The following is a 20,498-nucleotide window of genomic DNA, read 5'->3' as shown; positions in this document are numbered from 1 at the left end:
GCTGCCGTCTATCGTGGTGCCGGTAGCTTATCTGACACGACAACGGGAGGATTTTTGAAGCGGTCTGTTACGATCATCGACATCGCCAAGCGCGCGGGCGTATCGTTCAAGACCGTTTCCCGGGTGCTGAATGGAGCGCCAACGGTGGCGGAGGCGCTTCGGCACAAGGTCGAAGATGCGATGCGCGAGCTCGACTATAAGCCCAACCGCGCGGCGCGCCTGCTGCGCGGAGGGAAGGCGCATTCGCTGGGTCTGATCATTGGATCGCGCGCCCGGTTCGTCAGCTCGCCGGAACCCGACCGGCGTCTGCCAAGCTATGCTGCGGACGTGATACTCGGGCTGTTGCAGGCGTGTCACCCGGCCGAATATCATCTGGTGATCGAAAGTGTCGTGCCGGACGATGTGGATGGGCCGGCCGCGCTGGAGCGGTTCCTCGACCTTGTCCGGCTCGACGGGGTCATCCTTGTTCCGTCCTTGTGCGATACCCGGTGGGTTCTCGATCTGCTCGAAAGCCGGGGCATGCCCTTCGCCCGGATCAACCCGGGTCTGGACCTCGATCGCGCGCTCTGTCTGGTCATCGATAACCGAAGCGCCGCGCGCGAGGTGGGCGAAGCGATTCTGGCCCATGGTCACCGCAGGATCGGGTTTATCGACGGTCCCTCCGAACATGCCGCACAGCGCGACCGCAAGACCGGCCTGCTCGACGCTGTGTCAAAGGTGCCCGGTGTGCATGTAGACGTGCGTCAGGGCAATTTCCTGTTCACGTCGGGACTGGAAAAGGGGCGGGAACTGCTGGAGCTGGACGATCGTCCCACCGCCATTTTCGCGGCGAATGACGAAATGGCGGCCGGCGTTCTCGCCGCGGCGATCGACGCCGGCATCGATGTGCCCGGCCAGCTGTCAGTGGTGGGTTTCGGCGGCCTCGCGATCGCCGAACATACCTGGCCGCGGATCACCACCGTCAGCCAGCCGACGATCGATATTGCCCGAATCGCCGGCCAAAAGCTTATCGCGCAAGGTGGACAGGCTGGGGACGACTGGCCTCAGCTGATCACCGTTCCGTATGAACTTACGATGCGCCAGTCGCTCGCTTCGGTGCCCTGCCCTTAAGCGAACTACCCCCGACTCTTATGCCCAATGTTGACGCCAGCCTCACACGCCGTTAGAGGGTCAGGACAACGTTGTCCCAAATCGCAACCAGGGTTCGAACTCCAGTGCCGATGCGCGAGACGACCGTCGAAATATCTGGGGGAGGATCAGAATGAATTATCGTCGCAAAGCGCTTTGGCTGTGTACCGCCGCAATCGCGATGTCGTTGCCCGCCATCGTTCAGGCACAGGATGAGGAGGCTGTTGCGGCCGACGTCGCCGGGGGCGACGAAATCATCGTGACGGCGCAAAAGCGCGAACAGAATTTGCAGAAGGTGCCGGTCTCGATCTCGGTGCTTTCGGCGTCCGCGCTGTCGGACAATCGGGTCAACGGCCTCGAGCAACTGGCGCAAGTATCGCCCTCGATCGGCTTCACCAACAGCGCCAACACGCGCGGGCAGGGGCTTTCGATCCGCGGCATCGGCACGCTCAATTTCTCAGACGGCGTCGAGCCCTCGGTATCGACCGTGATCGACGGGGTTGTCATCGGCCGTTCGGCGGCGTCCTTTTTCGATTTCAACGATATCCAGCGCATCGAAGTGCTTCGCGGACCGCAGGGAACGCTGTTCGGCAAGAACTCGTCGGCAGGCGCGCTGAACGTCGTCACCGAAAAGCCCAGCCTTTATGACTCGAGCCTCGAAGCTTCGGCGAGCTATGGCACCTTCAACGATGTCCGGCTGAAAGGCACGGGCTCTCTTGTGCTCGACGAGGGGCGCGCGGCGCTTCGCCTGTCGGGGTTCCGTTCGACGGCGGACGGCATCATCACCAACACCTTGAACGCCAAGAAGCTGAACAACACCGACAGTTGGGGCGTGCGCGGCAAGTTCCTCTTTGAACCGAGCGATGCGACCTCGATCTATGTCATTGGCGACTATGGTGAGAGCAACCGCAACTGCTGCGTGTCGACGGTGCGTTCGGTGCTGCCGACGACCATCTATTATAACGGACAGACGCGCGCGGCGCTGCTGTCGGCCCAGCGGCTCGGGCCGCTGAACCGCGAAGTGACGATCGACGGTGAGTCTTTCAACCGGCAGAAAACCGGTGGCGCGTCGGTCGAGATCAACACCGAACTCGGTGGGCAGACGATCACGTCGATTTCGGCCTACCGCGAATTCCGGGTTTTCGACAATAATGATGCCGACGGCGTGTCGTTGCCGGTCGTCAGCGTCAACAATGCCCGCCAGAAACAGCGGCAGTTTACGCAGGAATTGCGTCTGACGTCGCCAGCGGGCGAGCCGATCGAATATGTCGTTGGCCTGTTCTATTTCTGGCAGGACGTGGTCAGCCAGACGCAGGTCAAGGGCAATCTGGTCGTCAACCTGCCCGCCGGGCAATATCTGGGCAATCAGGTCGACCGCGACATCACGACCAAGAATGTCGCCGCGTTCGGCCAGTTGACCGCGCATCCCACCGAACAATTGTCGCTGATCGGCGGTTTCCGTCTGACGTCGGACCAGTCGGTGGCGCATTTCAATCGCACGATCCTGCCCGGCGCCGTCGCGGCGATGCCGAGCCTTGGCGGGCCGGCCTATATCTCGCCGACGCTGAAGGCCACGGACACCGATTTCAGCTACAAGCTGGGCGCGCAATATCAATTCTCGCCCGACGTCATGGCTTATTTCACTTATACCCGCGGCTATAAGGGGCCGGCGCTCAACCTGCTGAACAATCTGACCGCGCCGACGGTCACTTCCGGTCTCGCGGTGCTGAAACCCGAAATCGCGCAAAACTGGGAAGGCGGCGTACGCACGACCCTCTTCGACCGGATGCTGACGCTGAACGTCACCGGCTTCTATGAAACCTTCACCGATTTTCAGGCGCAAACCTACAGCGCGGTATTGACGTCGTTCCAGCTGACCAACGCGGGCAAGCTGATCACGCAAGGCGCCGAAGTCGAAGCGATCCTGCGGCCGGTCGATGGCCTGACGCTGACAGGCAATCTGGCCTATACCGATACCGAAGTGCGCGGACTGGTCCTCAGCTGTTATGCAGGGCAGACAGCGGCGCAAGGCTGCTTGACCGGAAACCGGCAGGATGTGACCGGCGAAGCGCTGACCAATGCGCCGAAATGGGCTTATTCGATCAACGCCAATTATGGCGCCGACATCGGCAATCATCTGCGTGGCAGCGCCAATCTGGCGTTCACGTACCGTTCGCAGGTGCTGTTCAGCTATCGCGATCCGAACACCGCTCAGCCGGGCTATGGCCTGCTCAACGGACGCGTTTCACTCGAAACGCAGGATGGCCGTTATCGCGTATCGGTATTCGGCAAGAATCTGACGAACAAACATTTCGCCAGCTTCATCGGCACCGGCTTGCTCGATACGTCGGCGACGGGAGCGGGCTATACCCAGCTTCTGACGCCCGATGCCTTCCGCACATTCGGTGTCGAAGGCGCGGTCCGCTTCTGAGTTATCGTGGCAGCGGGGGCGCCGGCGGCCTGGCCATCCCCGCTGCGAAATGGAGCCTGATCATGCACATTTCCCGTCGCGGCTTCGTTGCCACGCTCCTGGCAACAACGACGCTATACAGCGTCGCCGCGGCCCGATCGGCAGGCCGCGGCGGACCGCGGCCCAATATCATCACCATCGTCCTCGACGACGTCGGCTATTCCGATCTTGGTTGCTTCGGCGCCGAAATCCGCACCCCGGCAATGGACAGTCTGGCGACAGCGGGGCTGCGTTATGTGCATTTCGATACCAAGTCGGTGTGCGCTTCGACCCGCGCGTCGATGCTGACGGGGCGCAACAGCCACACGATCAATATGCCAGACGTGCCCGACGTTGCCGCGGTGCTGGGAAAAGACCCCAATATGGCGCGCCTGTTCCGCGTGCCGGGCAATGCGCAAAATATGGCGCAGGTTCTGCAGAAACAGGGATATGCCACCTGGGCGGTCGGCAAATGGCATTTGATCCCGATGGACGAACTGGGGCCGAACACCAGCCGGGAACACTGGCCGCTGCAACGCGGCTTCGATTATTTTTACGGTTTCCCGCGGGGCTGGACCGACCAATATCGCCCCGAACTGGTCGAGAATGATCTCTATCTCGAGCGCGATTTTCCCGCCGACTATCATCTCTCGGCGGACTTGGCCGACAAGGCGATCCGCCTGATCGAAGATCATGCAGCGGCGAAGGCCGACAAACCGTTCTTTATGAACCTTGGCTTTGGCACGGCACATTCGCCGATCCAGGTCGCGCGCAAATATTCGGCGCCTTACGACGCCATTTATGAAAAGGGCTGGGATGCGATCCGTGAGGAACGCTTTACCCGCATGAAGCGGATGGGCCTGATCCCCGCGAACACCCGGATGCCGCCGCGCGAGACGCGCGACCGGGCATGGGATGATCTGTCCGACGATGAGAAGGCCGTCTTCGCCCGCTATATGGCGGTATACGCGGGTTTCATCGAACATTGCGACGAACAGATCGGCCGATTGCTCGACGCGCTGCGGGAAAAGGCGCTGTTCGACAACACCATCATCGTCCTGATCTCCGACAATGGCGCTGCGTCCGAGGCGGGGCAGGCCGGCTTTTTCGACGGCCTTTATCGCGCCAACACGATTCCGACCGCCGAACAGCGCGCGCGGATCGATGAACTGGGGACGGCCAAGACCCAAGCGGAATATCCGCGGCCGTGGGCGATGGTCGGCGATACACCGCTACGCCGATACAAGCTCTGGCCCTATTCGGGCGGCACCCGCACGCCGATGATATTTCACTGGCCGCGCCATGTAATCGACCCGGGGGCCATCCGGCGCCAATTCGTCGATGTCGTCGATATTGCGCCGACCCTGCTCGAGGCCGCCGATACGTGGTTCGATGCCGTCGTCGATGGGGTGACGCAAATTCCGGTCGCGGGGCGCTCTTTCCTTTCGTCGGTGCAGAGCAGGAAGGCGCCGGGCCGGCAGGTCCAGTATTTCGAGCTGCGCGGCAACCGGGCGATCACCAGCGGCCGCTGGCGGGCGGTCGCGATGCACGATTGCGGTCATCCCTATGCCAATGATCGCTGGGAGCTGTTCGACCTCGAAACCGACTTTGCCGAAAGCACCGATCTCGCGGCTCGATATCCGGCGAAGGTCAATGAATTGAAGGCGCTGTGGGACGATCAGTGGGCCCGATATGGCACCGGGGAACTGGCACAGCCGACGGCGTTGACGTGCCGCTATTCGGACATGTTCGACCGCCGTCCGGTGGATTAGCCAGCCGCCGACAGGCAGAAACAAATCAAAAATAACGGGGGAGCGAGATGATGCGAGGCCTATATGCGACGACAGCGCTGGCGATGTTTTTGGGGGCTATAACGACGACGGCTTCAGCTCAGGATAAAGCGGCGGACACGCGCGTAGAGGCGGCCGCCGACGAATGGGCGGCAAAAATCGAAGCACAGATGACCGATGACGAGCGTTTCTCGATGCTCCACGGCTTCATGCCGATTCCGATCGGCCCCTACGCCAATCCCGAACTGCAGGCGAAATGGCCCAAGGATGTGATTTTCGGGGCCGGCTATGTCGCGGGGGTACCACGCCTCGGCATCCCGTCGCAGCGCGCGACCGATGCCAGCCTTGGCGTCACCAATCCTTTTGGCATTCGCAAGGGCGATACGGCGACGGCCTTGCCCGCCGGCCTTGCGATCGGCGCGACCTTCAATCCCGACCTGGCGTTTGCGGGTGCGAAGCTGGTTGCGAGCGAAGCGCGCGCCAAGGGCTTCAATGTCCTGCTCGGCGGCGGCATCAACCTTGTCCGCGATCCGCGCAATGGGCGTAACTTCGAATATATTTCGGAAGACCCGCTGTTGTCGGGCGTCATGGGCGCCGCGGCGGTCCGGGGCGCGCAATCGGCGGGTGTCGTGTCGACGGTAAAGCATTTCTCGCTTAACTCGAACGAAACCAACCGCCACACCTGGAATGCCGAGATCGACGACGAAGCGCATCGCGAAAGCGACCTGCTTGCCTTCCAGATCGCCATCGAACGCGGTCGGCCGGGATCGGTCATGTGCGCCTATAATATCGTCAACGGTGAAAAGGCGTGCGGGAACGATCATCTGATCAACACGGTGCTGAAGCGCGACTGGCGCTACAAGGGCTGGGTAATGTCCGACTGGGGCGCGGTATCGGGGGCCGATTTTGCAATCAAGGGCCTCGACCAACAGGCGGGCGAGCAGCTCGACAAGCAGATATGGTTCGACGCGCCGCTGAAGGCAAAGCTTGCCGACGGCAGCCTGTCCCGCGAACGCCTGTCCGACATGGTCCGGCGCATCCTCCGCTCGATGAAGGCAAGCGGCCTTGTCGATGCGGCACCGGCGCCCGCGGTCGACATGGACGCGCACGCGCAAATCGCGCGACAGGTCGCGCAGCAAGGCATCGTGCTGCTCAAGAATGACGGCAATGCCCTGCCGCTCGCCGCCAATGTTGCGTCGGTCGCGGTGATCGGCCGCAATGCCCATGTCGGCGTTCTTTCGGGTGGCGGATCGTCGCAGGGCTTGCCGCCCCGCGGCTGGGCGGCATCGGTGCCCGTGGGCGGCGGCGAAGGATCAATCGGGGCGTGGCGGATCGAGCGCTGGTTCGCGGGCGCGCCGCTGGCGGCGTTGAAGGAGGCACTGCCCAAGGCACATGTCGGCTTCGATCCCGGACTCTATCCGCAGGACGCCGCGGCACTGGCCGCACGCTCCGACGTCGTCATCGTCTTCGTCAGCAAATATGAGGCCGAAGGCTTCGATTCCCCGGATCTTTCGCTTCCCGGCGGTCAGGATGCGATCATCGAAGCGACGGTGGCAGCCAACCCCAATACCATCGTGGTCCTCGAGACCGGCAATCCCGTCGCCATGCCCTGGCTCGCCAAGGTGAAGGCGGTCGTTGCGGCCTGGTATCCGGGGCAGGAGGGCGCCGCGGCCATCGCCGATGTGCTGACCGGCAAGGTCAATCCGTCGGGCCGGCTGCCCGTCAGCTTTCCGGCCACGACGGAAACGCTGCCGCGTCCAACGATCCCAAGCTATGGCACGCCAGAGCACACGCATGTGACGGTGCGAATGAACGAAGGTTCGGATGTCGGCTATCGCTGGAACGCGCGGCAGGGGATCAAGCCGCTCTTTTCCTTCGGTCACGGCCTTTCCTATACGAGCTTCACTGCGCAGAAGCTCAAGACGGACGGCACCGAGGCAAGCCTGACGGTGCGCAATACCGGCGACCGCGCGGGAGCGACGGTTGCCCAGCTTTATCTGGTTTCACGCAATGGCCAGGCGATGCGGCGACTGGTCGGTTTCCAGCGCGTCGAGCTGGCACCGGGAACCGAAAAGGTGATCGAAATGACGATCGAGCCGCGTTTGCTTGCCGACTGGAACGGTGCCGGCTGGACGATCGCAAAAGGCGATTATCGCTTTGCCTTAGGGGAGAGTGCAGAGGCGCTTTCCACCCCGGTCACCGTTTCCCTGAAAGAACGCGTCTGGCAGGATTAGGCTGCCCCCGTTTCGGGCTGCCAACTGGCATGATGCGGCTCGCCGTCCTATGGTGCCGCTATGCCCGATGGCCCGATCCTCTACAGCTTTCGTCGCTGTCCCTATGCGATGCGCGCGCGGATGGCGTTGCTCGTGAGTGGCACCGCCTATGCGCATCGCGAGGTGCTGCTGCGCAAAAAACCCGCCGCCATGCTGGCCGCGTCGCCCAAGGGGACCGTGCCAGTGCTCGTGCTGGCGGACGGGACGGTGATCGACGAGAGCATCGATATCATGCGCTGGGCCTTGGCGCAGAACGACCCCGAGAACTGGCGCGGGCGCGCCGACGCAGAACTGGTCGCCCTGTTCGACGGCGCGTTCAAGCATCATCTCGACCGCTACAAATATGCCGGGCGATACGATGCCGATCCGCTGGCGCACCGCGCGGCAGGGTTGGCGATTCTGGTGGAACTCGACACGCGCCTCGCGGACGGGGATTATCTCGGCGGTGTGAAGCCGGGGTTTAACGATATCGCGCTCTTTCCCTTTGTGCGGCAGTTCGCCGGGGTCGATGCGGCTTGGTTCGCGGCCTGTGCGCAGCAGCGCGTGTGCGAATGGCTGGCCATTCTGACGGCGTCGGACTTGTACGAGCGAGCTATGGTCAGGATCGAACCATGGGCCGAGGAACCGACTGATCGGGCGAGCGGCGAACGGCCGCTTATGGTTGCATGCAAATCCAAAGCGGATGAGGTGGATGGCTCCCGCTTACGGCATCTAGGATCGGCCTCGACCTGGCCCAGAATGTTTTTAGGTTCACGCAGTTGATGCAGCGGGCGATGTCGTTGTGCGAAAGACGCTTCGCCGTGCTCAGCTTCTGCCCTTCTTCACGAAGGCGGGGCCGTGTCTTGTTGGCATCGAGGCCTGCGGCACGTTGCACCATTGGGCGCGCGAACTGACCGCACTCGGGCACGAGGTGCGGCTGATGCCAGCCCTATGTGAAGCGTGGGAAGAACGATGCTGTCGATGCGGAAGCGATCTGTGAAGCGATCACGCGGCCGACGATGCGCTATGTCGCGGTTAAGTCGCGCGAGCAGCAGGCAGCGCTGACGCTGTATCGTAGTCGCAGCCTGCTCGTCGGGCAGCGAACGCAGCTGATAAACATGATCCGAAGTCTGCTCGCCGATTTTGGGATCGTCATCCCGGAAGGGCGGGATCGCGCGCTGATCATGGCACGGCAGATCGTCGACAGCGAGCGCACCCCGGAGGTGCCTGACGACGCAGCAATGATCGTAGGGATGCTCTCGCAGCAAGCGCTCGACATCCATGCGCGACTTCACGCGATCGAACTTCGGCTGGCAGCACTCCAGCGTAGCGACGAGGTCGCGCTGCGGTTGTCGACCATCCCGGGTACCCCTTGTCCATGCGAACTGGTGCGCGCTTGCCCGCCCCGACTTTCCGAGAATTTATAGCATCGGCGTTGCGCCGCCGTTCAACACCCATGCATTGCCGGCGGAAGCGCTATCGTGAAGTCGATCAGAGCTGCTCGGCGACCTGCGCGCGATAGGCCATGAGGGTTTGCTCCAGTGCATCGATGGTTGCCGCAATATAGGCATTGCGATCCATGCTCGCGTCTGGTGCCTTGACCGAGACGATGACGCTCATGGTCAGTTTACACCCTTGAGCGGAATTGCAGAGCATATGGTCCAACCACGCCAGAATTCCCGAATCGGGCGCTTCGACCTTGAGCAGGAAGCGCTCGTTGGGAACCATCTTCACGATCGTTTCGGTACGGATCATGTCTGTGCCCTTGTCCATCACCACTCGGGCGGACGCCGTTTCGGACGGCCAGTTCCCGGTCAATGGCGACCAGGACTTCAGGGTCGGTCGGTCGGAAAGACTGATGACCCTTTCCCAGACGATGGAGCGGGGCGCATTCATCTCGACGCCAAGCTCTGCCTGAACATCCATGACGTCAGTCAATCGAGCCTTCGCCGCTTGATGATCGGGCGCCGCGGTCATTCTGCCGCAGCATAGACGCGGCGAAAATTGGCACCGAGAATGCCAACAACCGCAGACGCAGGGTAACCGTGGCCGAGCATCGTTTCCACGAGTTCCGACAATTGTTCCGGCTGAATGCCGGCGCTTCCGCTGGGAAGCTGCGTTCCGGTCGGGTTCGGCCAACCGATTCCGGGTTCGGGCCACGGCGTTATGCCATATTTTTGATACGCGTCCTTGGCGATCGCATCGCGCAATTCGCGCGAAGCGACATTGTCGGTGGCAAGACCGACATGGTCGGGCCCGACCATCGACACGAGGTAATCGATATGGCGGAACCAGCTTTCCGTTCGCGCCTCCATATCGCCCAGAAACGATCCGACGCCGACAACGCCGATCACGCCGCGCTTCGCAGCGCACGCCCGGATCTGATCGTCGTGGATGTTCCGGATGTGGGGAACCAGCTTGTAAACCCCCGAGTGCGAAAAGATCGGTGGCCGCTCGCTGATCTCCATCGCTTCCAGAGTGGAGCGGCGTCCGGAATGGGAACAGTCGACGACCATCCCGATACGGTTCATCTCCTGCACCAGCTTGCGGCCGAAATTGCTCAGCCCGGCATTGGCCACTTCAGCGCATCCGTCGGCGACGAAATTGCGGATATTGTAGGCCAGGAGCATGTGGCGAACGCCCAGCGCATGGAGCGTTGCGAGCCGCGAGAGGTCCATGGCGACCGGCAGCGTTTCCTGGATATGGATCCCGAGCGCGAGCCGTCCTTTTTGTCGAGCGCGGTCGATTTCGGATACCGAGGATGCGAAACACAGCCAATCGGACGCTTCGGCGGCAACCAGTTCCTTGAACCGGTGGATCGTGCCGATCGTTCCTTCGTATGTCGCGGGCCAGTCCGTCAGGGTCAGGGATAGGAACGTAAATCCTTCGCGGTGGAAGCGGCGGAGAATATCCAGGTCCCAGTTCCGGTCCTCCGGCGACCACGGCACGGTCATGTCCCAGACCGCGGCTGAAGCGATGAGGTCCGCTGACGCCGGATCGATGTCAATTCCAGGTTCCATCACGTCATTTTCCCGAAAATACTGCCATTGCCAAAACTACAGAAAATATCTGTGCCCCGCCGAGCACCGCCGCCTGAAAGAGGCGGCACCCTTCAAACCTCGTTTTGCCGCCAGTCCTAAAATGCCGCTATCTGCGGGCTCATTTGCCTGTACGGACGAAAGCCGGTCGCGGTTCAGCGCGTGTGCAGCGCGGACTCCGGAATGCCTTTTCGACGCAGGATTGCGTTGAATTGATCGGGGTCGGTCTTTCCTTCGGCAATCGCCTTCATCATTCTTTCTTCTTTCAACGCATGTTCGCGGACGAGCGGCAGCAGAGCCGCGGCATCGGCCGCCGGGATACAGATCACGCCGTCGGGATCGCCCAGGATCAGATCGCCGGGATTGACGACCATAGCTGCGCACGAAACCGGCACGTTGATTTCGCCTGGTCCATCCTTGCTGGGCCCGCGATGGTTCACGCCCTTGGCGAAGCACGCCAAACCGCCCGCGGCCAGCTCGACCAAATCGCGAACTGCGCCATCGACGACGACCCCGGCGAGCCCTTTCGACATTGCGGTGGCGCGCATCTGCCCGCCGAACACGGCCTGATTCAGGGCGCCGCCGCCATCGATGACGAGGACGTCTCCCGCTTCAGCGATTTCCAGCGCTTTATGGATCATCAGGTTATCGCCTGGCCGCGTTCGCACCGTCACGGCGATGCCGCACATCGGCGAATGCCCGTGAAGCGCAGACAGGCCGATCGCGCCGACGCACCGGCCCATGCAATCCGATGCATGCGCGGTGGGGACATTGCGGAATGCTTCGATCACATCCGGCGGCAAGGACGATCGACGGGGGAGAATCTCATATCCCGGCGGCCATGATATCTGCGCATCATTCATGCTGTGGTTACCCTCGTTCGATTGACGACATGTGTTTCGGGGCGCGCGTCGGGGCGCAGGGCGGGATGCATCGGCCGGCGTGTCCCGGCCCGGTCACACACGCTGAAACGTCATCGGGCGCATGCCCCCGCCCGAAAATTCGAGCGTCTTCGAGCCATCGGCGAATGCCAGGATCGCGTCCACCGGCGTCGTCCCCTCCAGCCGCCCTCGCCAGATATTCTCCGCGATGGGTGCCAGCTTGTAGTGCGCCGTGCCGAAACGACCTTCCGACCACATTTCGGCATTACTGGATAGGAAGACATCGGCCCCTGTCTTCTCGCAGCGATATCGGCCAGCGATTTCCTGCGGATCGCTCGCGGTCGCGGGTTGCACCTTCTCGAGCAGGTCGGATCGACCGAATTCGTTCAGCTTCAGCGCAGAGGGGGTCTTGCCATCACCGATCAAGACGATCGACTGGCGATCGGGAACGCCCACGGCTGCAGGGTAGAGATGCGTCTCGTCGGCAGCGGCATATATCATGTCGATGCCGTCCACCGCCACGATCTGCTCGCCGCCGCGTTCGAACAGCTCGGCGACGCGGCCCGACCGGTTCGAACGGAACACGCCCTGCCGAATTGCGCCGGACGCCACCGCGCGCCGCGCATCGAGTCCGGGCAAGCAGGCATCCATGATCTGGTGCACCAGCCGGGGAGCAATGACGTCGTCCCGGTTGACCATGACCACGATGTCGAGACCGGCGCCGGGAACCTTCGTCATCTGGGCGTTACCGCCGACGACGCCGCCGCTGTGATGAATGGTGCCAACCCCGCGATAATCGGAGGCGATGAGACCCATGCCATAGCCGGTCGAGGTTCCGTTCGATAGCGTCATCGGCGTGGTCATGAGCCGCCATGTTTCCGGGCTGCCGACGGTCGGCGCATCCATGTGCCGGAGCCAACGCAGCATGTCGTCGACGGTGGAGTATATGCCGCCTTGCCCGCCGCCTTCCAGAAAACGATGGCCCTTCTGGAACACGCCATTGGGCCCCATTGCATGGAGCGTCGCTGCACCGACGAGGAATTCAAGTTCGAACGACCGCAAGAGCGTATCGTGAAGGCCGACGGGTTCGAAAATACGCTGTCGCAGCACGTCGCGAAAGTCTTGCCCGCTGACCTTTTCGATGATCGCGGCCAGGATGACATAGGCGCCGTTGTTATAGCTGAAGCTCGTCCCGGGGTCGGCGTTCACGTCATCGATGTCGCGATAGATCGACAGGGTTTCGGCGGCTGTGACTTGATTGCCGACGCCACTGAACAGCGAGATGATGTCGTAGGCATCTCGCAGCCCCCCCAGATGCCCCATCAACTGAAGCATGGTGACGCGATGGGTTAGCGGGTGCAGGTCGGGCAGATGTTTTCCCGCCATATCGTCGAGGCTGGCCCGGCCTTCCTCGACCAGGAGCATGAAAGCCAGACAGGTGAAATGCTTGGTGATGGAACCGATCGACATCCGCGTCGCCGGAGAAAGGACGATCGGCAGCTCCATGTTCGCCAGACCGAACCCCTTGCGGTAAACCGGTGTTCCGCCGATCGCGATCCCTGCCGCGCAACCGGCCCCATGGCCTTGGTCCACATTCGCAAAGATCGCATCGATCGCCTTTTCGTCGAATTCGATCCTGAACTTGTCATCGCCCATAAGCGACCTCCTGTTACTGGGATTTCGGGGCATTCGCAGCCAAGCTGGCTGCCAGGGGGTCGAGGGGCTTTGTGGACAGACCGGCTTCGGCGGTCATCGCGCCAGCGCCGGACTCCGCTTGCCCCAGCTGGGCGGCTTCGATCGTCGTGACGTCTTCCGCGACGGTTTTCCTGGCGAGCCACACATGCCAGCCGCACCAGAGATAGCCCGGGGTGAGCATGAGCAGCGCGTAACGCAGGGATTCTTGCCCCAGCCACGGATTCAGCACATCGCTGAGGGCGCCCGCAGCCAGCGGACCCAGCCCGAGGCCGATCAGGTTCGAAAAGAGCAGCAGGATTGCAAAGGCGGCCGCGCGCATCCGCGGGTGCACCAGTGATTGGACCGTCGCGTACAGGGGGCCGGCGATCGTGTAACCAGCAAGGTGTCCGACAGCCAGGAGGGCGAATGTCAGATAGACATTGTAGGACAGATAGCTGAGTGCGGCGGTGACCCCGCAGAAACCGTAGACGAGCGCCATCCCCGTCAGCTGAAGACGCTCGTTCTGCGCCGCGAAGCGCGTTGCCAGATATCCGCCCGAATAGACGCCTAGCGCACCTCCGACACCGTAAATCGCGGCAAACCAGGCGCCCAATTCGCCGGTGTTCAGGCCAAAGCTCCGGATGAAGAAGGTCGGCGCCCATTGCCCCAGGCCCGTGCCGAAGAAGGACGCGACAGACCAGCAAAAGAACAAGTTGCGAAAGCTATGGCTGCGCCACAACGTGCTGAATACGTCACGCAACGACGGTTGCTCGACAGGTGCCGCCGATATTTTGGTTTGTCGACGGGGCTCGCGCAACATCAATGCGGCCAGAACGGCGGGCACCAGACCGGGAAGTCCCATCGCGATGAAGGTGACGCGCCAGCCATAGGCTTCGGTAATCCAACCCGCAGCCAGATAGCCGAAGAACATGCCGATGCTCGAACCCAGCATGAAAATACTGGCGGCACGAGGGCGCTCGGCGCGACCGAAATAATCTGCGATCAACGAATTGGCGGTCGGCGAACATCCCGCCTCGCCCACCGCCAGGCCAACACGACAGAGTAGAAGTTGCACGAAATTCGATGCCAGCCCGCACAACGAGACCATGACGCTCCAGATCGACATGGCGGCTGTTATGATGATGACGCGATTGCCGCGGTCCGCCCAGCGGGCGATGGGCAACCCCATGATCGAATAGAACAGCGCGAATGCCATCCCCGACAGGAATCCGAGTTCGGTATCGCTCAGATTCAGGTCGAGCTTGATCGACTGGAGCACGAAGCCGATCACGACGTTGTCGATCGTCGTGAATGCCTGGATGACCACAAGGACCCCGAGCATATAGAATTTATAATTGCCGCCTGTCATGAAGACGGCGCCGCTGATGTAGCAGCTTGTAAGTTCGCCGCAAAAAAGCGGACGATTTTTTCTGTTAGATATTGTTTACTGATCTTTCCATATGCATGATATTGCTCGGGTAAAATAACGAATTCGTGCTGTTTGCCGGATTTTATGAGCGCATCGCTCATCTTGACCGCATCGTGCCACATGGCGACATCGTTGGTGCCGGCAGCCAGCATCAGTTCTCCCTTCAGACGAGACGCCTCGGTAATGACGTCCGCGTCGTCATAGGCTGACTTGGTCTGCTCGCCGGGAACCCCGCCCAGATAAGGCTCGCTCAGGAAAACGCTGTAGCAGTCGAGCCCGGGCGCCGATGCCACTCCCGCCTTGTAAAGATCCGGCGCGTCGAGAAGATTGGCGATTGTGTAGTAACCACCCCAGGAATGTCCCCAGATCCCGACACGATCCATGTCCATCCACGGACGATCCTTTGCCAGGTTGCGCAGTGCCGCGGCGTGGTCGGCCGTAACGTGGCGCCGCCAGTCCTGGTAAACCGCATCGTGGAACGCCTTCGAACGTTCCGGTGTGCCCCGGGCGTCGAGCGTCACCACAACATAGCCGAGTTGCGGAAGCGCATGTTTGAGCGTCAGCATACTGCGGTTTTCGGTTTCGAAATAATGCGGAACACAGGCCATCTGCGGCCCGCCGTAGATATATTCGACCACCGGATAACGCTTGGCGGGATCGAAATCGCGCGGCTTGAACAAAAGGCCCCAGAGATCGGTCTCGCCATCGGCGGCCTTGACGCAGAATTGCTCGGGCGCCGTCCACCCGGCCGCCCTCAGCTTGGTGAGGTCGGTACCGGGAAAGCGATGCAGAACGCGGCCGTCATTGTTGCATACGGAACTTTGCGGTCCGCTGTCCGGCCGCGAAACGGTCGTTACGAAACAACCGGAATCCGGGGACAGCTGGATCTCGTGAACGCCTTCACCTTCCGTCAGGCGTTCGGCTCGGCCTCCGGCAAGCGGCGCGCGACACAAATGGGTATCGTAAGGCCGTGCCTGATCATGGTGCGCCGTAAAATAGACCAGGCCGGCTTCGGCATCGACTCCCTGAACCTCGCATACCGGCCAGTCACCGCAGGTGACCTGATTCCGCAACGTGCCATCGAGAGCGTAGTGATACAGGTGCTTCCATCCGTCGCGCTCGGACTCCCAGAGGAAGCCCAGGTCATTCGGCAGGATCGTGCAACCGCTGCGACCGCATATGACGTCGTGCTGGATGCGCACGAAGGTTTCGGCCGTTTCGGAAAATATCGCCCGGACGGCGCCCGTCGCCGGATCGGCGCCAAACAGGGTTCCGGTCCGGAAATCCCGCGAGAATTGAGCAAAATAAACTTCCCGACCGGATTCGTGCCAACCGATGAAGAGGATGAACCGATCCGCGATTTCGACATTGATCCGTACCGGCCGGCGGCTCAGTACATCGACGACAAACGGCTCATACGTCGGCAGGGCGTCACCCGCGCGAGCCATTCTGAGCCATTCGACCGAATCGCGATACCCGAGCATGTGCGTGCGGCTGATGGGCGCGGTGGCCCGCGCGTCGAATTTCGTCGCAAAGAATCGCAGGCTATCGGGGGACCAGGAGGAGACCGTGTCGCGCACCACGCCGCCGAGCAGCGAGCTTGGCGTTTCGACATCCCACTCATGGAACTCTTCGCCATCGCTCGTGAGAAATTCGATCTGCCCGTCGTCCGCGCCCCGCAAGCAAAGGTTATGATCGCGCAGGGAAAGGAACCAGCGGCCGTCGGGTGACGCGGCTTCCGGCGCGCTCCAGCGATTGCCGAAGCAGTTGGGCCGGGTGAAGGTTCCCGGAGCGGTCGGTGATTGCGACAGGGCCGCCAACCAGGCGTCGGTCCGGTTGAGCGATTGCATCGGCGCAATGCAATAGGTCTCAAGATCGAGTTCGTAGTTTTGGCCGCCGTAAGTGAAGCGCACGCCGCAATCCCCGGAAAGCGACATCGCCTCGAACGGCAAACCATGACCTGACGGTGCGTGACCGGTCAGGCGCTGCAGCGAAATGCGCGCGCGCTCGATGTCGATCAGGTCGACGACACTGCCATCCTTGGGATCGCATATCTTGAGAACGGCATCAGGGCCCGCCCCTTCCGAAAACCAGAATCGCCCATCTCGCATCCAGTTCGCGGCGACACGCCTGCTCTGGATCGCGTGCGACCAGCCGAGAACCTGCTCAAAGGACGCAAATTCGTCTTCAGAGTGCACCGCAGCACCTCCGCTCGCAGCGGCGCGATCGCGATTCTCGTGCGACTGCGGGCCGCAATGCTTCGCCTGGCTGATTGAACACGCCCGTTAGACTCCATGTCAGTTCAGATAAAGAGAACGTAGGTTCGCTTTTTATCCTTGGCAAGGGAATTCCAAACAGGTCTGTGTTTTAAGGGTGGCGGCCCGCGCGGCGACGCGCCGACCGTCATCCCAAAGTTTCAGATGGCAGCCCTGTCATCGGTCATCTCTGGCGCGATGTGTCCGACATAAAAGCTGCGAAGGCTGCCCGCCAGGGCGGCAGCGCTGCGAACGGGTCGCCGCTCTTGCCCCGCTTCGGAGGTGGCGGCGACCGGCGCCTAATTCGGCAAAACCTGCCCGGGGCAGGTTTTCACAGTCGCGGACCCAGTACAACAGGGATGATTGGGGGCCGGCAAAGCACGTGACGACGCCCGGGCCTCCCGCTCGGACCGCTCGCCGGTCGCGCTATGGGGCTGACGCCTTATATCCGGCGACGGCGGCAATGCCTGCGAGCAAATCGTCCAAAAGAGCGCTCGTATCGCGCTCGGCACGAAGCATCAGGACATGCGCGGACCCATGATAAAGCCGGGCGTGAAGCTGGACCGTACGCTCCAATCCGAGAGGCAGATCGATCTCGCCTCTTGCGCGAATCCGTTCGAGGCTTTCGCGCATTCCCGCAAAATACTTGGCATTCACTTCCGCCAAGTCCGGAAATTCACCCTCATATAGAGCGAGTTCTCCCACGAACTGGAAATTCAGGCGCAGGCGCTTCCTGGCGCGCGAACCCGGCGCGGCGAGGTCGTTCCATGCCCTGACGAATGCATTGCTGTATTCGTGCCAGCTCGACGAAGGCTCCCAACCCACAATCGATCCGAGATCGTCTTCGCAAGCGGCGAAAATGGCCTGCTGCCTGTCCGGGAAATGGGTATAGAAGGCGCCGATGCTTATCCCGGCCTTGGCGCAAATGTCGCGAATCGACGTATCGGCCACGCCTTTGTCGATCAGGCATTCGAACGCCGCGTGCGCGATCAGGTCTCGCTGACCGGCCATATAAGCGGCATCGCGCTTCGGCATCTCTTGCTCCCTGAACACTTGCAAAAGGGGCTTATGCAACGAGTTAGGCGCCGCGGTCGATACAAAAATGCCGCGCCAGATACAAAAATACAGACCTGTGTATAATTTGCTTGCCAAGAATAAAAAACGAACATACGTTTTGTGAAAATTTGAGGACAAGCTGGATCATCGGGTTCTAAATCTCGACGCAAGGGGGTTGAAAATGACCAAAAGGACGCTCACCACCACCATGGCTTGCGGAGCGTGCCTCATGGCATTCGCCACCGCCGCGCAGGCCAGAGACGCCGGCAGGGCGTCCGAAACCGCCCTCGACGCGCACCTCGGAGCCGACCAGGCCAAGCCTGAAGCCGGCGATGCGCAGAGCACGGCCGTCCAGGAAGGCGGGATGCGCCAGACGAACGGAGATGGTCCACAATCTCCCGCGACCGACAGCGGGAATAGCGACATTGTCGTGACGGCGAGCAAGCGCTCGCAGAAGCTGCGTGACGTACCGTCCGCGATTACGGTGCTGAGCAGCGACTTCCTGGAGCAGCAAGGCGCGAACACGATCCGCGATTACGCGACGCTGACACCGGGCTTGCTCGTTCGCGACCAGGGCAATCCGGGCATCGGCACGGTGATCATACGGGGCCTATCGACGGGGGCGGGGTCGCAATCTGCCACATCGGTGGTCTATTTCGACGAAATCCCGTTCGGGAATAATTCCTATGTCGCCCCGCAGCCGGAACTGGCCGACATCGAAAGTATCGAAGTATTGAAGGGTCCGCAGGGTACGCTGTACGGGGCGTCCAACCTGGGCGGCGTCGTGCGGATCATCTCGAAGAAGGCGGACGCGTCGCGGTTCGCCGGCAATGCCCGCGCCGAGGGAGTAACGGTGGATGGCGGCGGCAGTGGCTACATGGCGCGGGCCACACTCAACATTCCCATCGTTGTCGATCGACTCGCGGCGCGTGTGTCCGGTTTCTACCGCAAGGCTCCCGGCTTCACCGACAATGTCGGCACAAACAAAAAGAACGTCAATGACGGGGAAAGCGTGGGCGCCCGCATCGCGCTGCGCTGGACGCCTACCGACGATCTTTCGGTCGATGTAACCGGGCAGATCCAGAGGATCAGCGCTGACGGATATGCTTATCAGGCGAACGCCCACGGCACGATCGATCCGATCTATGGCCCCCGGCAATATGATATGTTCTTCGATGCCGGATCCGAGGTGAAATACAAGACGGTCGCGGTGACCATAGACTATGACGTAGGGATCGGAACGCTGACCGCGACCGGTAGCTACAACAAAAGCCTGAGTTACTTCGATCGCGACACAACCGGGCCATTTGCAAGCCTGTTGCCCTTGTTCGACTACGCCCCCGGGACCGGATTGGCACTTCCAACCCACATCGATATCGGAAAAACGACCGGTGAGGTGCGCTTCGTTTCCGACCGCCTCGGCCGGATCGAATTTCTGGCCGGGGCGTTCGCAACGCGCGAAAGGAAGGACGGTACCGTCCGCGTCAATGCCTACGACGCCGCGACCATGACGCCAGTGGCCGGTGACGCTTTCCTGTTGCTGCGATCGGACGTGGTCGGCAAGTACGACGAAGTCGCGGCTTTCGGCAATGCCACCTTCTATTTCACCGATGACCTGGATGTGACAGGCGGCCTGCGCTATTCGCACATCGAAAGCTACAATGCGTCGATATCCGGCGGGTTGCTCTATGGCGCGCCTTCGCTTCCGCCGAAGGTGACCGACCATACCGACAATGTCGTGACCTATCTCGCGACGCTGCGGTGGCGACCGACCAGCACGATCAGCGCATTCATTCGTGCAGCCAGCGGTTTTCGTCCCGGTATCGCCCAGAACAATCCCAATCCGCCGCCCGGGGCGCAGACGAGCATCCGCCCCGACACGGTATGGAACTACGAAGCCGGCCTCAAGGGCAGCGCACTCGGTGGCAAACTGACTTTTGATGCGTCGGTCTTCCATATCGACTGGAAGGATGTGCAACTCACCGGTGTGTACAACGCGCTGGTCCTGGGCGCCAACGCGGGCAAAGCCGAAGTCGACGGCGCCGAGGCCAGCGTGTCGTTGTCGCCGACCAAAAACCTGACCCTGGGCGGTAGCGTCGGCTTCGCCGATGCACGGATCACGCGGATCAGCCCGCAGGCAACCGCTTCGGTCGGCGCGAGGGCGGGCGACCCGCTGCCTCTCAATCCGAAGTGGACCGCCTCGTTCGTTGCAGATCAGCGTGTCCCGCTGTCGGCGGATCTGGAAGCCGAATTCGGTGGCACGCTTCGGTACGAAGCGAAAAAGTTCACCGCCTATCCGGGGTCCAGTCCGGACGTCAATGTGCGCCTGCCGTCGATCACGACGGTTGATCTCAGGGCCGGACTCCGGCGCGGCAACTATCATCTGCAGCTTCGCGCCGAGAACATCTTCGATCGCAATGGCGTGATCAATGCGCTGACGACCGGTGCGGCCTTGCCGTCGAATGCGACCATCATCAGGCCGCGCACCTTTGTACTCGCGGCGAGCGCGGATTTTTGATCCCAAGGCGGGCAGGTGGATCGCGTTC

At 61.7% G+C, this 20,498-nt stretch carries 12 protein-coding genes and 2 pseudogenes; 7 read left to right on the top strand and 7 right to left on the bottom strand.

All coding sequences use genetic code 11. From position 1 onward, the window contains the following. Positions 1-54 precede the first annotated feature (54 nt). The 6 genes and pseudogenes from FHR22_RS17395 to FHR22_RS22410 all read left to right on the top strand — a co-directional run. A complete protein-coding gene (locus tag FHR22_RS17395) occupies positions 55-1,110 on the top strand; it encodes a LacI family DNA-binding transcriptional regulator (protein ID WP_166944954.1) in 1,056 nt (351 codons plus the stop codon). Between the two features lie 151 nt (positions 1,111-1,261). Beyond that, a complete protein-coding gene (locus FHR22_RS17390; RefSeq protein WP_166944953.1) occupies positions 1,262-3,559 on the top strand; it encodes a TonB-dependent receptor in 2,298 nt (765 codons plus the stop codon). A 62-nt stretch (positions 3,560-3,621) separates the two neighbouring features. Beyond that, positions 3,622-5,349 (top strand): arylsulfatase, encoded by a 1,728-nt coding sequence (locus tag FHR22_RS17385; protein ID WP_166944952.1) that lies wholly within the window; start codon positions 3,622-3,624, stop codon positions 5,347-5,349. A 188-nt stretch (positions 5,350-5,537) separates the two neighbouring features. After that, on the top strand, positions 5,538-7,601 hold the full coding sequence (locus FHR22_RS17380; protein WP_243853800.1) for a beta-glucosidase: 2,064 nt from the start codon (positions 5,538-5,540) through the stop codon (positions 7,599-7,601). Positions 7,602-7,661: 60 nt separating this feature from the next. Next, positions 7,662-7,895, top strand: a pseudogene (locus FHR22_RS22785) (glutathione S-transferase N-terminal domain-containing protein); the annotation flags it as partial. A gap of 461 nt (positions 7,896-8,356) precedes the next feature. Continuing rightward, positions 8,357-8,777 (top strand): annotated as a pseudogene (locus FHR22_RS22410) (IS110 family RNA-guided transposase); the annotation flags it as partial. Positions 8,778-9,110: 333 nt separating this feature from the next. On the opposite strand, the gene FHR22_RS17365 reads toward FHR22_RS22410, so the two are convergent. The 7 genes from FHR22_RS17365 to FHR22_RS17335 form a co-directional block, all read right to left on the bottom strand. Continuing rightward, a complete protein-coding gene (locus tag FHR22_RS17365; RefSeq protein WP_166944950.1) occupies positions 9,111-9,596 on the bottom strand; it encodes a hypothetical protein in 486 nt (161 codons plus the stop codon). After that, the gene (locus tag FHR22_RS17360; protein ID WP_166944949.1) at positions 9,593-10,639 is read right to left on the bottom strand and encodes a dipeptidase; all 1,047 of its coding nucleotides are present in this window, start codon (positions 10,637-10,639) and stop codon (positions 9,593-9,595) included. Before FHR22_RS17360 ends, FHR22_RS17365 begins: the two co-directional genes overlap by 4 nt. 173 nt (positions 10,640-10,812) lie before the next feature. Beyond that, complete coding sequence (locus FHR22_RS17355) at positions 10,813-11,520, bottom strand: RraA family protein (RefSeq protein WP_166944948.1); 708 nt, start codon at positions 11,518-11,520, stop codon at positions 10,813-10,815. Between the two features lie 93 nt (positions 11,521-11,613). Further along, positions 11,614-13,194, bottom strand: coding sequence for a serine hydrolase domain-containing protein (locus tag FHR22_RS17350; RefSeq protein ID WP_166944947.1), 1,581 nt, complete (start codon positions 13,192-13,194; stop codon positions 11,614-11,616). 13 nt (positions 13,195-13,207) lie between these two features. Continuing rightward, positions 13,208-14,581 (bottom strand): spinster family MFS transporter, encoded by a 1,374-nt coding sequence (locus FHR22_RS17345; RefSeq protein WP_166944946.1) that lies wholly within the window; start codon positions 14,579-14,581, stop codon positions 13,208-13,210. After that, a complete protein-coding gene (locus tag FHR22_RS17340; RefSeq protein WP_166944945.1) occupies positions 14,578-16,839 on the bottom strand; it encodes a DPP IV N-terminal domain-containing protein in 2,262 nt (753 codons plus the stop codon). The genes FHR22_RS17345 and FHR22_RS17340 overlap by 4 nt, the downstream gene beginning before the upstream one ends. A gap of 483 nt (positions 16,840-17,322) precedes the next feature. Next, complete coding sequence (locus FHR22_RS17335) at positions 17,323-17,931, bottom strand: TetR/AcrR family transcriptional regulator (RefSeq protein WP_166944944.1); 609 nt, start codon at positions 17,929-17,931, stop codon at positions 17,323-17,325. Positions 17,932-18,181: 250 nt separating this feature from the next. Between FHR22_RS17335 and FHR22_RS17330 the strand changes: the two genes are divergently transcribed. Further along, the gene (locus FHR22_RS17330; RefSeq protein WP_166944943.1) at positions 18,182-20,470 is read left to right on the top strand and encodes a TonB-dependent receptor; all 2,289 of its coding nucleotides are present in this window, start codon (positions 18,182-18,184) and stop codon (positions 20,468-20,470) included. Positions 20,471-20,498: the final 28 nt, after the last annotated feature.

Origin of the sequence: Sphingopyxis panaciterrae, from assembly GCF_011762125.1 — a bacterium.
GTDB classification, from domain to species: Bacteria; Pseudomonadota; Alphaproteobacteria; order Sphingomonadales; family Sphingomonadaceae; genus Sphingopyxis; species Sphingopyxis panaciterrae.
This window is presented reverse-complemented; position numbering and strand designations above follow the sequence as displayed.